Source organism: Psychrobacter sp. AOP30-A2-5 (assembly GCF_052378115.1).
Taxonomy (GTDB): Bacteria; Pseudomonadota; Gammaproteobacteria; order Pseudomonadales; family Moraxellaceae; genus Psychrobacter.
In genome coordinates this window covers 478,032-493,538 of record NZ_JBQSXK010000001.1, presented here as the reverse complement: position 1 = coordinate 493,538, position 15,507 = coordinate 478,032, and the positions used below count along the sequence as shown (strand labels likewise).

12 protein-coding genes are annotated in these 15,507 nt (G+C 41.8%); 7 read left to right on the top strand and 5 right to left on the bottom strand.

Translation table 11 applies throughout. The features are described 5' to 3' along the window. Positions 1-121 precede the first annotated feature (121 nt). Complete coding sequence (locus ACT3S4_RS02070; RefSeq protein WP_444760324.1) at positions 122-1,354, top strand: DUF4349 domain-containing protein; 1,233 nt, start codon at positions 122-124, stop codon at positions 1,352-1,354. A 137-nt stretch (positions 1,355-1,491) separates the two neighbouring features. Here ACT3S4_RS02070 and ACT3S4_RS02065 read toward each other — a convergent pair whose 3' ends face one another. After that, positions 1,492-3,078, bottom strand: a complete 1,587-nt coding sequence (locus ACT3S4_RS02065) for an isocitrate lyase (protein ID WP_444760323.1) — start codon at positions 3,076-3,078, stop codon at positions 1,492-1,494. Between the two features lie 689 nt (positions 3,079-3,767). Between ACT3S4_RS02065 and ACT3S4_RS02060 the strand changes: the two genes are divergently transcribed. Both ACT3S4_RS02060 and ACT3S4_RS02055 read left to right on the top strand, forming a co-directional pair. After that, positions 3,768-4,757 carry a LysR family transcriptional regulator gene (locus tag ACT3S4_RS02060; protein ID WP_045444529.1) on the top strand — a complete coding sequence of 330 codons (990 nt, stop codon included), beginning with the start codon at positions 3,768-3,770 and terminating at the stop codon, positions 4,755-4,757. A gap of 418 nt (positions 4,758-5,175) precedes the next feature. Beyond that, positions 5,176-6,558 (top strand): NAD-dependent succinate-semialdehyde dehydrogenase, encoded by a 1,383-nt coding sequence (locus ACT3S4_RS02055; RefSeq protein WP_444760322.1) that lies wholly within the window; start codon positions 5,176-5,178, stop codon positions 6,556-6,558. Between the two features lie 150 nt (positions 6,559-6,708). On the opposite strand, the gene purN is transcribed toward ACT3S4_RS02055, so the two are convergent. After that, entirely contained in the window at positions 6,709-7,416 is a 708-nt protein-coding gene (purN, locus tag ACT3S4_RS02050; protein WP_444760321.1) for a phosphoribosylglycinamide formyltransferase, read from the bottom strand. Beyond that, entirely contained in the window at positions 7,416-8,465 is a 1,050-nt protein-coding gene (gene purM, locus ACT3S4_RS02045) for a phosphoribosylformylglycinamidine cyclo-ligase (RefSeq protein ID WP_444760320.1), read from the bottom strand. Before purM ends, purN begins: the two co-directional genes overlap by 1 nt. Before the next feature lie 341 nt (positions 8,466-8,806). On the opposite strand from purM, the gene ACT3S4_RS02040 reads away from it, so the two are divergent. The 3 genes from ACT3S4_RS02040 to ACT3S4_RS02030 all read left to right on the top strand — a co-directional run bounded on the left by ACT3S4_RS02040 (position 8,807) and on the right by ACT3S4_RS02030 (position 11,814). After that, on the top strand, positions 8,807-9,913 hold the full coding sequence (locus tag ACT3S4_RS02040) for an AI-2E family transporter (RefSeq protein WP_045444540.1): 1,107 nt from the start codon (positions 8,807-8,809) through the stop codon (positions 9,911-9,913). A gap of 332 nt (positions 9,914-10,245) precedes the next feature. Beyond that, on the top strand, positions 10,246-11,049 hold the full coding sequence (gene hda, locus ACT3S4_RS02035) for a DnaA regulatory inactivator Hda (protein WP_060491634.1): 804 nt from the start codon (positions 10,246-10,248) through the stop codon (positions 11,047-11,049). Positions 11,050-11,124: 75 nt separating this feature from the next. Beyond that, positions 11,125-11,814, top strand: coding sequence for a DUF2057 family protein (locus tag ACT3S4_RS02030; protein ID WP_193008733.1), 690 nt, complete (start codon positions 11,125-11,127; stop codon positions 11,812-11,814). 267 nt (positions 11,815-12,081) lie between these two features. Here the strand turns inward: ACT3S4_RS02030 and ACT3S4_RS02025 are convergent, their stop codons facing one another. Together ACT3S4_RS02025 and ACT3S4_RS02020 are read right to left on the bottom strand one after the other, a co-directional pair. After that, positions 12,082-12,558 carry a Dps family protein gene (locus ACT3S4_RS02025; protein ID WP_426241531.1) on the bottom strand — a complete coding sequence of 159 codons (477 nt, stop codon included), beginning with the start codon at positions 12,556-12,558 and terminating at the stop codon, positions 12,082-12,084. Positions 12,559-12,967: 409 nt separating this feature from the next. After that, on the bottom strand, positions 12,968-13,627 hold the full coding sequence (locus ACT3S4_RS02020; RefSeq protein ID WP_045453124.1) for a YcxB family protein: 660 nt from the start codon (positions 13,625-13,627) through the stop codon (positions 12,968-12,970). Between the two features lie 433 nt (positions 13,628-14,060). Here ACT3S4_RS02020 and serS point away from each other — a divergent pair, with 433 nt between their 5' ends. Next, positions 14,061-15,347: a serine--tRNA ligase gene (gene serS / locus ACT3S4_RS02015; protein WP_444760319.1), complete on the top strand. Its 1,287-nt coding sequence runs from the start codon at positions 14,061-14,063 to the stop codon at positions 15,345-15,347. Positions 15,348-15,507: the final 160 nt, after the last annotated feature.

The following is a 15,507-nucleotide window of genomic DNA, read 5'->3' as shown; positions in this document are numbered from 1 at the left end:
TTATAATTAACGTTAATTATTAAACAAAAGTAGGATAAAGGTGGTTGGCTTTACAATAGAAGCTAAAATATTTTTATCCAATATGTTTACCATATCTCATAAAATGCCGGATTATAAAATAATGACGCAATGCAATCAAAAGAAGTATGACATTCAGCAGTCTCATTCAATATTACTGCCTAAAGCCTTGTTTCCATCAGTTTTATGTCTACCAATAATGCTTGGGTCTGTGTTATTGATAGGCGGCTGCGATAGCTCTTCTGAATATGCAGAGAGTAGTGCTGATATGGAGTCGGTTCAGTCTGCAACGGAGGAGGTTGCTGATAGTGAGATGGTCGGCATCATGTCAGATGCCGCAGTCGACAATGCATCCAATGGCTTAGAGGTTGCAAACCTATCGAGCACTAGTGAACAGACCCTTGGTAGTCAGGCAGCAGACATTAAAATTGCTGGCAAAGCGCTATTGATAACTGCCAGTGCTGATTTTAAAGTTGAAGATGTTGTCAAAACTAGTGATGCTATTGAGAGTTTGACACGGCAACAGGCTGGTTATGTGGCACTTAGCAATATTAGTAATCATCCACGTGATAGTCGAACCTTTGTACAAGGCAATAAAAATATCACGATTACAACCTACACTCGTCAAGCTGACATGACGGTTCGTATTCCTCGCGCCAATGTCAGTAAGTTCCTAGCGCAATTACAACAGCAAGTCGCATTTTTAAATGGGCAGCAGTTTAGTGCTCAAGATGTGACATTAGATATTTATCGTGAACAGCTAGCGAGTCAGCTAAATAGTGATATGGCAAGCGAGCTTAGCCAAGAACGCCTGAGTAGTAAAAATGATAAAGACCAAGGCAGCAATGTTGATGCTATTACCGCGACTTATGCGGCACGTCGTCAGCAAGAGCTTGCCAAGCTTGAGCAACTGGCTATTGCTGATAAAGTTCAATATAGCACCATTAACCTGACCTTTATGCAGCCAGATATCAGTTATAAAGAAACCACACAAAATCTGGATGTGCTATTAGATGCTGAGCAGCCAAGTTTTAGTAGTCAAGTGGGTCAAGCATTTAAAGATGGCTGGGAGATACTTAGATCAGTAGCGCTTGGATTGATACAACTGTGGTGGCTGCTTGTACTTGGCGGTATTTTTTATCTAATTTACAGAATGATAAAGTCAATCTATCGTAAATTTTTTAAACATGATCCCCGTATAAAAAATATGAAGCGTGAGCTGATGGGTGAAAATCCAAAAAGTCACGATTCAGTCGGTATACAGAGTAGTCAGGAAGAGGATAATAGCAATAATATGAAAGAGGCTGATAGTAAGGATAATAACCACACAAATTAAGAATTAACAAGCTCACAATGCTCAAAATCTTACAATAATAGAGTGCAAATAAGCAGACATAAAAAAGCCGCCCTACAAGATAGGACGGCTTTCTCTATAACTGGTACTTACGAGATGTACTTATAAGTGGTCGGTGATTAGAACTGGTTCATCGTGTTCTTGCCGCCGCCAGCTTTAAGGGCGTTTTCACCTGAGAAGATCTCTTTGTGATCATCGCCAAGGTCAGAGCCAGCCATTGCTTGGTGCTTCACACAAGCGATGCCTTCACGGATTTCTTTACGTTGTACGCCAGCAGCATAAGCAAGCATACCATCTTCACCGAAGTAGCCTTTAGCAAGCTCATGCACGCTAAGCGCAGTGGTGTGATAAGTAGGTAGCGTGATTAAGTGATGGAATACACCTGCTTCACGTGATGCATCACGTTGGAAGTTTCTAGCCGCTTCGTCAGCTGCGGTATCAAGTTCAGTACCATCGTAATCCGCACTCATCAAGTCATCTTTATTGTAGGCAGATAGGTCTTTGCCTTCTTCTTCCCACTGAGCGATGATTTGCTTACGGAAGTTAAGCGTCCAGTTGAATGATGGGCTGTTGTTGTATACAAGCTTGGCTTTTGGCTGTTGCTCTTTAATACGATCAACCATCATTTTGATGTGTGCGACGTCTGGAGTCGGTGTTTCGATCCATAGTAGATCAGCGCCATTTTCTAGAGCCGTTACACAGTCAAGTACGACACGGTCGATGTTCGTTTCTTCACGGAACTGATATAGACCGTTTGGTAAACGAACTGGACGTACTAGTTTGCCGTTATGCTTAAGCAAGCTGTCGTTCTCTTTGGCGTTTTCTAGCGTGACTTCTTCCATCTCGATAAAATCGATGTACTGAGAAGCAAGATCGCCTGGCTCATTTGATACTGGAATTTTTTGCGTTAGTGACGCGCCTTCAGAGTCAGTACGAGCAACGATAACGCCGTCTTCAACACCAAGCTCTAAGAATGCATAACGAATAGCGTTGATTTTTGCGATATAGTCTTCATGCGGTACAGTGACTTTACCCGCTTGGTGACCACATTGCTTAGCGTCAGATACTTGGTTTTCAACCTGAATGGCACAAGCACCAGCTTCGATCATTTGCTTGGTTAGCAAGTAAGTGGCTTCTTCGTTACCGAAACCTGCATCGATATCAGCAATGATTGGCACAACATGTGAATCAAAGTTTTCGATTTTGGCTTGGATTTCAGTCGTGTCTTGACCCGCTTCTTCAGCAGCGTTTAGCTCACGGAAGTAGTCGTTCAATACTTTAGCATCTGCTTGACGCAAGAACGTGTAGATTTCTTCGATTAGCTTAGGTACTGAGGTTTTTTCATGCATTGATTGGTCAGGTAGAGGACCAAACTCAGAGCGAAGGGCTGCAACCATCCAACCTGATAGGTAGATGTAAGTTTTAGACGTAGTACCGAAATATTTTTTCTTAGCGTACATAGTTTGTTGTGCCACAAAACCATGCCATGCACCTAAAGACTGCGTGTACTGAGACGTATCATTGTCATAGTCTTCCATGTCTTGACGCATGATTTTTGCAGTATATTTGGCGATATCTAAGCCCGTCTTAAAACGGTTTTGTGACATCATACGTGCCGCATCGGTTTCGCTGATATTCTGCCAGTTACCGTGCTTTTGCTTTAATTCACGTACTAAGTCGATCGCTGATTTATATGCAGTTGACATCTATGTCTCCTTGGGGTGGTGAAAATTAGTAACTTAGAAAATTACAAGTATTGAGGTAATTTTGATATATGTAGAAAGATGCTGGCAGAAGTAAAAATCTAAAATATAAACCTTGTGCGTTAGCAATCTCTACTAAACTATAAGAAAATTATGATAAAAGCAAATAAAACCTGTCGAATTGGTCAGCTTTTATTATTGGGTCTTTCGTTTTAGGTTGAATGCGCTTTTTTATAAGTCTTTTTAACTGTTAAAGTGCTTATTGCCCTAAAAAGTGCCAACTACTCATTCAAGCTTAAAAACAAATGAGAGCAAAAAATTAAGTTTGCGTAATAAATGTTATGTCCGTATTTCCGCATGAAAATGCGATAAAATACCTGTGGTAGTCAATCCATCAAAACGCACGGCGACAGCCTAACATTAAACAAGGACTAATTAAGCGCTTGCTAGCCACTATAGCTAGGTTGCCTTGATTTATCTAGTTTATGATTATTATCTTGGGTATTTAGTTTTATGATAGTATATATAAAACAATGACTTATAATTAATGATTTCAGTTATAATAAGCGTATATCAAAATAATTAATATAAAATTGTCCTTATTTCATGCTGTTATAGATGATTTATACTAAATAACAGGGCAAAAAACGCCGCGTTTGTAGTGGTATTTATTTTAAGGTAAAGAGACATATATGAATTTGCAGCGGGTAGATTTAAATTTATTGGTACATCTAGATGTGTTGTTACGAGAAAAAAACGTCACTCGTGCAGCTGAGCAGCTTGGCATTACCCAACCTGCGATGAGTAATATTTTGCGCCGGCTGCGTAAGCTATTTAATGATCCGTTGCTGGTACGCTCATCCGAAGGCATGACGCCGACTGAACGCGCTTTGGAGTTACAGCCTCGTATCCGTGAAATACTGGCAGATTTGACACAAGTATTAGAGCCACGCACAGAGTTTCGTCCTTATAGTACCTCGCGCGTTTTTCGTATCATGACCTCAGACTATGCTGAAGCGACATTGGTACCAAAATTGGTCAAAGCATTGCGCTCAGAGGCACCAAATGTCATCTTGGATTTCCTAACGCCATCGGACGTCTCATATCGTGATATGGAGCAGGGGCGAGTGGATTTGGCGATCAACCGCTTTAATGAAATTCCGCAAAGTTTCCACCAAGTTTTGGTCTGGCGTGATACCTTTAGCTGCCTATTGTCCTCTGACAGTCCTTATGCTCATCGCTTTAATCTCAAAAATTATCTTAAGGCGCAGCACGTTTGGGTCTCTAAAACTGGTATGGGTGTGGGATTTGGTGTCAATCCAGAAAAATCTGGTGGCCTAGGTTCAATTGATCAAGCACTGCAACGTTTAGGTCAAAAACGTCAAATCAGTGTTTTTACCCGCCACTATCAAATGCCAGCCATGCTTGCAGCCAATAAAGATTTGGTTGCAACTTTGCCTACGCGTGTGGCAAAAATGCAGGCTAATAACGATAGTATCATGATGGTCGAGCCACCATTTTTTATCCCTGAATTTGAGCTAACAATGGCGTGGTCGCCTTTGTTGCAGCATCATCCCGCCCATCGTTGGTTGCGTCAGCTTATCATGCATGTGGCTCGTCAAATTGTTGACGAAGAAGAGAATCCACCACAAGAAATTCCTGTGATGAATCATTTGTTTTAAGCCATTTATTTTTGGTTATCGATTGCTTATTTATTAAACCAGCCCAAGCGCTGGTTTTTTTATTGGCGTAATTTTACTGAAAAATCTCGTCCAAGATTTTGACCCAATAAATCAGTCAGTCACATTCTTAACATCTTACGAACACTTCTTTATAACTTGTAAAACTACTCGTTGCACATTTTGCTATGATAAATCCCACTTAAGAAAAAAGACAAATACATAGCCTATTGTTAAGTTATACGACAGTATCGGATTTCATAAAATCGTTGATGAAGTTGTTCAATTTAATCATATGCGTTCACAAAAATGACCATTCTTGGCTTATGTGTTTCTAAGGTTTATGTGTTTCTAAGATTTCAGATATTGAAGCGATCAATTTTAAACCAATAAAATAGTTGAATAAATAAGGATAATAATCATGGCAGATATTACTACTATAAACCCAGCAACGGGTGAAGCGATCAAAGAATACGATTACATGAGTAATGACGAGGTGAACAAGATTGTTGAATCCTCGCACCAAGCATTTACTGAGTGGCGTAAAACCAGCCATGAGGCGCGTGCAAAAGTCATCATTTCCATCGGTGAGACATTGCTTAAGTACAAAGAAGAGTTGTCTAAACTTATGACTGAGGAGCGTGGTAAGCTCTATAGTCAGAGTTTGCAAGAAATAGATTTGTGTAAAGCAATTTGCGACTATACCGCAGAAAAAGGGGTGGCTGCACTTGCTGACGATGAACGTGATATTGAAGGCTTGAAGAAAGGTATTGTGACTTATCAGCCTATCGGTGTCATCTATGGCATGCAGCCATGGAATTTTCCTGCTTACCAAGTATTCCGTTATACCATCGCAAATCTGATGGCAGGTAATAGTATTTTACTCAAGCACGCGTCAAACGTGACTGGTTCAGGCTTGTTAATCGAAAAAATCTTCCATGAGTCAGAGTTACCAAACGATTTGTTCCGTACGATTTTAATCGATCACGACCAATCAGAAGCATTAATCGGTCATGACAAAGTGCGCGGTGTCACACTGACAGGTAGCGACGGCGCTGGTAGCATTGTGGGTCAGCAAGCAGCAAAAGCCATTAAAAAGGTGGTGCTAGAATTAGGCTCAAACGATGCCTTTATTGTCTTAGAAGATGCTGATGTAGAGTTAGCGGTCGAAACTTGTACCCAAGCGCGTCTCATTAATAATGGTGAAACTTGTGTCGCCGCTAAGCGCTTTATCGTCGTTGATAGTTTATACGATGATTTCCGTGAACGCATTGTCAAAAAGTTTGCAGATGCTAAATCTGGCGATCCGATGGATGATGCCTCTGATCTTGGTCCATTAGCCCGCAAAGATTTACAAGAAAAGTTGCATGAGCAAGTAGAAGACAGTGTGGCAAAAGGTGCAACGATTGCTGTTGGTGGTCAATTGCCAGAAGGAAAAGGCAGTTTTTATCCAGCAACTATCTTGGAGAATGTCGAAAAAGGCCAACCTGCCTATGACGACGAATTATTTGGTCCTGTCGCCTCATTAATACGAGCCAAAGACCAAGATGATGCATTACGCATTGCCAATGACAGTCGCTACGGTTTGGGCGGTGCTATCTTCTCTAAAGACGAAGACAAAGCCATTCGCCTAGCGCGTGAAGAGTTTGATACGGGCATGGTCTATATCAATGGTTACGGTCTTGCAAATCCAGCGTTGCCATTTGGTGGAGTAAAAAACTCAGGTCATGGTCGCGAGCATGGCGGTTTTGGTATCAAAGAATTTGTAAATATTAAAGGGTTACATGTTCATAAAAGTCAATAATAGCTGACGTCTTCGGGATTAATATGCTTTAGAAGATTTTAAAGGTAGCTATTAGAAAGCCCAGTCATTCATTGAGTGACTGGGCTTTTTTATGCGAAGAGTTTAAGTTTGACAATTGGTGCCTGATAATTTGTGACTGTCGCTATTTACTCAGTCGTTCAAATATAGTTTTAACGGTAGCGTTGGTAAAGACATACTTTGTTGATTGGATGCTTGAGCATGGTCTAGCGAGAGTGCGCCTTTGGCCAATAATAAAATCGTCCAAGGGAGCAATTGATGCTCAAGCTTTTGCACGCGTACTTGCAAGCTATCGGCAGTGTCTTTTTGATGTATCTCTAACAGCGCTTGGGTCAAAACAGTACCCGCGTCGAGCTCAGCGGTGACGACATGAATACTACAGCCATGATGTCGCTCACCTGCTTGTATCGCACGCTGATGGGTATCAAGGCCTTTATAGACAGGTAGCAAAGAGGGATGTAGATTAATCATCGGTGCGGGCGCACTATCGATAAATGAGCCACTCAAGACACGCATAAAACCAGCTAACACAATGAGATCTGGCTGCCATGCGCTTAATTGCTCGCTGGCATGACTCTCAAAAGTCTTGATTCCCATGCGTTTGCCGCTAGCAACATGTGACAATACTGCCACAGGAATGTCAGCGTCTTTTGCACGGGTAATGGCATAAGCATCCTCACGGTTACTAATGACGCCAACAATCTCAATCGGCAGTGCGCCAGCTTGCATCGCATCTATCAGTACTTGCAAGTTGCTACCACTACCAGATACCAAGACAGCAATGCGCAAAGGCTTGCTGTCTTGGCGTGTATTGGTTGATATTAACGATATTTCTGACATTAACGGTACACCACAGCATCCGCTTCGCGCTTCACCATTTCACCTAATTGCCAAGCTTTTTCACCAGCATCATTCAAAGTTTGAATAGCCGCATCTGCTTTATCTTTAGGCACGACAATGACAAAACCAACGCCGCAGTTAAAAGTGCGGTACATCTCGCTTTGTTCAATATTTCCTTGGGTTTGTAACCAAGTGAATAGCTCTGAGAACTGCCAGCTAGTTGTATCAATGCTAGCAGCTAAACTCTCTGGTAATACACGTGGTAAATTATCGGTTAAGCCGCCACCAGTGATATGTGACATTGCATGCAGCGCTGAGCTACCAAGAGTATCTTGTAGCGCTTTAATCGCTTTAACATAGATGCGAGTAGGGGCCATTAACGCATCTTGGATAGGCTGACCGTCTAATTGCTCATCACTGCTAGTCACATCAATGCCGCTGACTTCGATGACTTTACGTACCAATGAATAACCGTTTGAGTGTGCACCACTTGAGGCAAGAGCGATCAATACATCGCCTTCCGCGACGTTTTCGCCAGTGATGACTTCCGCTTCTTCAACCACACCGACACAAAAGCCTGCCAAGTCATAATCGTCGTCTTGATACATGCCTGGCATCTCAGCCGTTTCACCGCCGATCAGAGCACAGTTTGATAGCTTACAGCCTTCACCAATACCAGTGACCACAGTCGCTGCTACATCAATATCAAGCTTGCCAGTTGCATAATAGTCTAAGAAAAATAATGGTTCTGCACCGCACACCAATAAATCGTTGACGCACATGGCGACCAAGTCGATACCGATCGTGTCGTGACGGTTTAGCTGTAATGCCAGCTTGAGCTTAGTACCGACGCCGTCAGTGCCCGACACGAGGAGAGGAGAGGTGTAACCAGTTGGTATACGACAAAGCGCTCCAAAGCCGCCAAGTCCGCCCACAACCTCAGGACGAGAGGTGGCTTTTGCCACTGATTTAATACGCTGTACCAACGCATCGCCAGCATCAATATCAACACCAGCATCTTTGTAGCTTAAAGAAGGCTTGTTACTCATGGTCATCTCACAAATTTTATAGGGAATGAAGGTCTGTCAGTAGAAAATCGAGTTGGTCGTGTTAATTCTGAATATAGTGGGCGCATTATACCCAAAAATGACCCTTACTCGCAAAGCAACTTACGGATATTTGGCGGATATTTCACGAAGACTGACTTTAAGTGGGAAATAAAAAGTTAAGAAACAAAAAATGACGGATTTTTTGCTGTACTCTGCGATAATGGAACGCTAAATTTATTGTCGATAACAGTTCGCTATTACACCGTTGTTGTACGATAAGACGTATCATTTCTTTCAATTATGCTCCCATCTTAAATCAGCCTATCATAGGATTCCTTGTCATGATGAACCAACCAATAGATCCTTTTTTTCGGCGCTTATTTATTGTCGTTGCGATGGTGGTGGGTATATTATTACTGTATTTGATGATGCCAGTCATTATACCGTTTGTCTTTGCTTTCGTACTGGCTTACTTGTTCAATCCGCTGGTCAAACGCTTATCGAAGTATATCAAGCGCTGGGTGGCGATTATCATTGTCTACTCCACCATCACTCTAGGAATGGTGCTACTGCTTTGGTGGTTGATACCGACCTTGTGGCATCAGTTGCAAGCGGCGTGGGAGTACCTGCCTAAGGTCTTAACTTGGTATAATGAAGTCGTACGTGAATGGTTCGTTAACAACAGTCGTATTAATCTGCCAGAGTTGGAGTCTAAGGGGTTTTCTGAGACATTGGTTGAATACATGCAGACCAATTATAAGTTTGAAGATGCCAGTACCATGATGAACCAAATATTGGTGTCGAGCATGAACTTTATCAATAATGCTGGACTCATTGTGCTGGTGCCGATTCTTACCTTTTATTTCTTATTTAATTGGGATCAGCGTCTGCAAACATGGAAGCTGGCGATTCCCGCTGCGTATAGCAAAAAAGTCATTCAAATTGCTCGAGAGTGTGACCTTGCGTTGATGGCATTTATCAAAGGTCAGCTATTGGTGATGGTATTATTGGGTGCTATTTATGCGGTGCAATTACAGCTTATTGGGCTTGAGCTTGGGCTGATTATTGGTATGGTTGCCGGTATTGCTAGCTTTGTTCCTTATTTGGGTTTTGGCATTGGTTTTATCGCTGCCATTATAGCCTGCCTGTTCCAGTTTGGGCTAAATTGGACGTATTTGTCGCTGATCGTCGGAGCTTTTTTAGTTGGGCAAGCCGCAGAAGGTTATATTCTACAGCCGTTATTATTGGGTGATAAGATAGGTCTATCGCCGCTGTGGGTGATTTTTGCCGTATTGGCAGGCGCAAGCTTATTGGGTTTTGTTGGTATGCTAATTGCTTTGCCAGTTTCTGCCGTGCTTAATGTACTGTTTCGCCATTTATACATCTACTATCGTTCGACAGATTTTTATAAAGGTCGTAAGCAATTGGCTTTATTCGAGAAGAGATAAGTATTTTATCGTTACATTGATAGAGTCATGGGGAATTAATAGTAAATGGTGTGAGAGGTAAACAGTGATGGATAAGGCTTAATAGGTAAAAGACTTGTCAGTCATTTTGCAAATATGTTATATATAGGCGCAGTATTGACAGTATCAGCCGTTATCCAGTTGGTCGTTAACAAGATGACTTTTGATTAGGTGATTCTCAGATATACTCTCGATTAAAACAACGAGATGCTAACGCAGCAAGTTTATATCAGGTAGTATAAGAGCATCTCAAAGACAGTTATTAATAATTTATCCTTTTATTTATTGCATTACGCAAAACGAGTTGATGATTCATGGCAGAAGCACAGCTAAGTCTCAATCTGGACATTAAGCATGATGCAAGTCTAAGTGACTTTGCCGGTCCTGGTTGGATGTCGATTATTGATGCAGTGCGGCAACTACATGTCGGCCTGATCGGTCAGCTGTACCTATTTGGCAGTCCTGCTACGGGCAAGTCGCACTTATTATCTGCTATCTGTGAGTCATTTATTGAGATGGACAAGTCAGCGATTTGTTTGTCACTCAATGAGTTGATTCATACCGATGTGCACGTCCTCTCCTCTCTAGAAAACTTCGATCTAATCGCGATCGATGATTTAGAGGTGCTAGAGCAGAGCAGTCAATGGCAAGAAGCCTTATTTCATTTGATTAACCGCAGTCGTGAAGGTCAGCGTCAATTGTTGTTTGCAGCCAATAAGCCTGCTGGTGATTTGCCCTTTCAATTGAGGGATTTGCTGACTCGTTTGGCACAAGCACCTACGTTTAAAGTACCCAATGGTCATGACTTAGCCGACCGTCAGGCGTTATTACAATCTATCTTGCGTCGACGTGGTTGGCAGTTTGATGATCGAATTATTGATTATTTGCTTACTGAAGGACCACATCGCATCGGTGCGATGATGGAAGTACTCAATTATATTCAGCCAATGTTCTCGAACCTTGGGCGTAGCAATATATCCAAAGCCGTCATCACTGACGCATTGCGTACCATTGATGAGCAGACACTAGCAGCAGAGCTTGCTGATATTGCGCAAGAGACACAAGTAGATAACGATTCAGCGGAACAAGATCAACATACGATGCCACTCGATTTTTAGCATTAAAAACTAAAGTCTTTTATCCAAAGCGCTTTTACTATTGCCAAAACGTTTTCACTATTAATGGAATCACTTATGAAATCCAATGCTTCTTTGCTAAAAAAACTGACCATCAGCACGTTGCTTATTGGAGCAGGCTCGGTCTCTATGCTGTCGCATGCTGAAGTAACGCTACTGGTTGATGACCATATCAAAGTCACGGCTATCAATGGGCAAGAAGTGCAGCAGAGCGCTTTTCAACCATTGACTAAAAAGTTCACGCTTCAGCCGGGTCAACATGCGATTACTGCGAAGTATGATCGCTTATACGACTTGCGCCGTGATGAGCATGATTATTTACGTTCGGGTAATGTGAGCGTGACGGCAGAATTGGCGGACAATCAAACCTATCGTCTGACCATGCCGAATCAGCCAGAAGAGTATGCAGCAGCTAAAGAATATGCCAAGCGTCCGATACTGGCAGTAGAGAAAAACAATACTGTGGTTGCAAGTCAGCAAGGTATCGCTGGTAATCAAGGTGGCTTGTTGTCAGGTTTAGGCAAGGCGTTCGGCGGTGTATTTGGTGGGGCAGATGATGCAGAGCTACAGAATCAGCGTGCGATTGCCGCATTAGATCAACCAAATGTGAATACGGGTACGGTAGCGACTACTAAGCAAACCACTAGCGTTAATTCATCTGCTAATACCTTAGATCAATTTATGCAAATTTGGTTACAAGCCACGCCTGCCGAGCGCGAAAAAATGCGTCAATGGATGCAAAAGTAAGGTTTCATTAGCAACAGCAAGCACAAAAAAAGCACCTAAAGTAGGTGCTTTTTTATGATCTAGATTTTAGGGCGTGTCCTCAATTCAATCAATTACTCTCTAAATGGGCTAAAAATGGCTAAATTTTGTTAAACATCGTCAAATAGCTTATCAATATCTCGATATTAACAGCGCTATTTTCCTTGGTTAACTGCAATTTATCTCATTTTTATCACCATTTTTAAAATGAGGACACGCCCTAGTGATGTACTGTTTTTTTAGCAATGATTAACCCAAAAAGGCATTATACATCCAGATGAGCTTTTCTTGCTCTTGTACATAGGCATCTACCAGGTCAGCTGTCCCTTGATCTTCGCTGTCTGCTGCTAGAGCCGATACTTTACGCTGCTCTGCAATTAAAGCTTGTAAACCCGTTACCACGCCTTTCACACAAGCATTGCCATCTTTGACGTTTTTATCTTCTTGAATGCTAGTATGCTGAGTAAAATCGCTATAAGCGTGCAGCGGTGTGCCGCCCAAAGTTAAGATACGTTCAGCGATTTCATCAATTTGTAACTGTAGCGCAGTATACAGTTCTTCAAATTTTGGATGCAAGGTGAAAAAATGCTCGCCTTTTACATTCCAGTGATAGCCACGGACGTTTAAATAAAAGACGTGATAAGTTGATAATAAATTGTTTAGTTGTGCAATGACTTCGCTCATGTCAGCTTTTTCTAGACCGATTTGATTAGTAGCGTTACTCATAATATTATCCTTATAGTTTGAGTGTTGAGATAAAACATTAAATGAAGAAGATGAGAAGTGTAGCAACTCGTGTGCTGCATTACTATGCTCGTTAATATATTAACGCTTTTCAGCCTTAAAAAGTAACAATCTTAGAAAATAGTATGATAAAACTGCCATATAGAATGGCGTCAGCTTAAGCTAAAATCATAACTATACATTCATGTAATTTAGAGCAATTATCACCTTTCTTTCTTTTGATAACTATTATAATAGCAGAGCACCATCGATAATTTAATTTCAATAAATTTATAATTACGATTGGTTTTGTAAAAAGTATTTTTTATTGATCATTTCTTTATTGATCATTTCTTTATTGATCACTTCTTTATCGCTCATATAATAAGCGATAAAGAAGTTTTCTACTATTTTATGCTGGCGGCTGTAAGTTTTCAGGGTTTAAACCTTTAACGGGGATAACTTCTTGCAAATGCTGACGTACCGTATCGATTGGGAACTTCTGTGCTTCTAAGCGCTTTGGCACAATTTGGCTGCCTTGTTGACCTTTCATCTCAAACATCATAAAGATATAGTCGTCCGTCTCATCCCAGCTTTTGACAGCTGACCATGGAATGACGGCTTGCTGGGTCGTGCCTGCTCGCATTTGCATGCCGCGCATTTGGTTGTTATTAAATGTGTCAGGCTGATTCACTGGCATCGCCATGACGAGGCCATGCTTTTGTACGCCCAATTTCATCTGACGCATCTCATCCGGCATTTCTTGATCGGCCACTTGCTTGTCAAACTCTCTTTTGACATACCATTTAAAGCCAAGGGTACGAACCAGTAAATAAATGACGACTGAAACTAGCATCAGCCAAAAGATAATGGTTGAGTAGCCTGTCACAAAAACCAACCCTGCGATCGCTAGTACCACGGTTACCGCCATAATGATCCATTCTTTCGTTTTGATACTTTTTAGACCGAAAGAAGGGCTGGCACTGGCAAATAGCTCGTATTGTGCTTGGTGAAATTCTGCCTCAGTTAGGTTTAAGGCGACAGGTTGTAGCGTATAGGGGTACAAGGCCATAAAGGTTTCTCAAATACTTGTATTGAAAGTGTTGGGTTTAAATCGACAAAACGTAGCAGCTACGTCGTACTAGGCTAGAAGTCGAATAAAAGGTATGCGCTTATCTTACCGAAAAGTACCCCTAAATGAAACATATAAGCCGCTCTGTTCGTTGATAGAGGTGATATTAATGGTTTTAACAAAGATGGGCGAGGCTTATTGAGGTAAGCTGAACTTTGAGAGATGCATTTAAAGCAAATATAACTGGCTACAGATAATGAAAGTAATAAATGAAAATTCAATCAGCAGAGGTCAAAACATGGTCAAATCTGCTGTGTCTTGGTATTATAGCGGCTATCACTTATTTTGATAAAATCAGCACCTTTAAAAACAGTATCTTTAAAAATAACACTTTCGAACCTCTTCCTCACTTCTAGCGTTACAGGCAACTATTATGATTGATCCAAAACTCTTACGCGGCGATTTAAGCGATTTACAACAGCAACTGGCCACTCGTGGTTATGCACTTGACATAGATTTTTGGCAAACGGTTGAGTCAGAACGTAAATCTTTGCAGATCAAAACCGAAGAGTTGCAGTCGAGCCGTAACGCTGGTGCTAAGCAAGTGGGTGCTTTGAAAAAATCAGGCGAAGATGCCAGTGCGCTATTGGCTGAGATGCAGAATGTCAGCGGTGAGATTAAAACAGCCGAAGACGAGCTGCGCACTCTACAAGAGCGTATCAACAAAGCTGCTATGCAAATTCCAAATATTCCAGCAGCCGATGTGCCAGTGGGTACGTCAGAAGAGGATAACGTAGAAGTGCGCAAGTGGGGCACGCCACGTACTTTTGACTTCGAGATTCAAGATCACACTTATATTGGCGAGACACTTGGTATGCTCGACTTTGAAGCCGCGACTAAGCTGACTGGCAGCCGCTTTAATGTGCTAAAAGGACAGTTGGCGCAAATGCATCGCGCCCTGATTCAATTTATGCTCAATACCCATACTATGAAGTACGGCTATCTTGAGACCTATGTGCCTTATATTGTGAATTCAGACAGCCTCAAAGGTACAGGACAGCTGCCTAAGTTTGAAGATGATTTATTTAAGCTGAAAAATCATACAAACAACGAAGACATGGATTTTTATCTCATTCCTACTGCCGAAGTGCCAATGACCAACTTGGTACGTGGCGAGCGTTTAGACATTAGCGAGCTGCCACTTAAATTTACCGCGCACACGCCTTGTTTCCGTAGTGAGGCGGGCTCTCATGGTCGTGATACTCGTGGTTTGATCCGTCAGCATCAGTTTGAAAAAGTTGAGATGGTCAATATTGCCACGGCTGAGCAATCTGATGACTTATTAGAAGCAATGACTGGACAAGCAGAATATATCTTGCAGCAGTTGAACCTACCATACCGCACCGTTCAGTTATGTACGGGTGATATGGGCTTTGCAGCACAAAAGACCTATGACATCGAAGTATGGTTACCGAGCCAAGATACCTATCGTGAAATCTCAAGCTGCTCTAACTGCGGTGATTTCCAAGCGCGCCGTATGGGAACACGTGTCAAAGATGGCAAACAAACCAGCTTGGCACACACGCTAAATGGTTCAGGCTTGGCAGTGGGTCGTACACTATTGGCAGTGATGGAAAATCATCAAAACGCTGACGGTAGTATCACGATTCCAGAAGTATTGCGTCCGTTTATGGGCGGTGCTGAGACTATTTCAGTTTAATATCTATATTGCTTGTACTAGCTGTGAGTTACTAAGATGACTCACAGCTTTTTAATATAGGGTAGTTTGATAAAACTGATATGAATAATTATTAAACACAAACGATTCTGTCATACCATTTCTTGGCTAGCCTCATAGCAAATATGTTAATATTACACTT

What these genes read in the sequence shown, in the direction of transcription:
- ACT3S4_RS02070 (WP_444760324.1), top strand. Translation starts at nt 122, where the DNA reads ATGACGCAATGCAATCAAAAGAAGTATGACATTCAGCAGTCTCATTCA.
- ACT3S4_RS02065 (WP_444760323.1), bottom strand. Translation starts at nt 3,078, where the DNA reads ATGTCAACTGCATATAAATCAGCGATCGACTTAGTACGTGAATTAAAG.
- ACT3S4_RS02060 (WP_045444529.1), top strand. Translation starts at nt 3,768, where the DNA reads ATGAATTTGCAGCGGGTAGATTTAAATTTATTGGTACATCTAGATGTG.
- ACT3S4_RS02055 (WP_444760322.1), top strand. Translation starts at nt 5,176, where the DNA reads ATGGCAGATATTACTACTATAAACCCAGCAACGGGTGAAGCGATCAAA.
- purN (WP_444760321.1), bottom strand. Translation starts at nt 7,416, where the DNA reads ATGTCAGAAATATCGTTAATATCAACCAATACACGCCAAGACAGCAAG.
- purM (WP_444760320.1), bottom strand. Translation starts at nt 8,465, where the DNA reads ATGAGTAACAAGCCTTCTTTAAGCTACAAAGATGCTGGTGTTGATATT.
- ACT3S4_RS02040 (WP_045444540.1), top strand. Translation starts at nt 8,807, where the DNA reads ATGATGAACCAACCAATAGATCCTTTTTTTCGGCGCTTATTTATTGTC.
- hda (WP_060491634.1), top strand. Translation starts at nt 10,246, where the DNA reads ATGGCAGAAGCACAGCTAAGTCTCAATCTGGACATTAAGCATGATGCA.
- ACT3S4_RS02030 (WP_193008733.1), top strand. Translation starts at nt 11,125, where the DNA reads ATGAAATCCAATGCTTCTTTGCTAAAAAAACTGACCATCAGCACGTTG.
- ACT3S4_RS02025 (WP_426241531.1), bottom strand. Translation starts at nt 12,558, where the DNA reads ATGAGTAACGCTACTAATCAAATCGGTCTAGAAAAAGCTGACATGAGC.
- ACT3S4_RS02020 (WP_045453124.1), bottom strand. Translation starts at nt 13,627, where the DNA reads ATGGCCTTGTACCCCTATACGCTACAACCTGTCGCCTTAAACCTAACT.
- serS (WP_444760319.1), top strand. Translation starts at nt 14,061, where the DNA reads ATGATTGATCCAAAACTCTTACGCGGCGATTTAAGCGATTTACAACAG.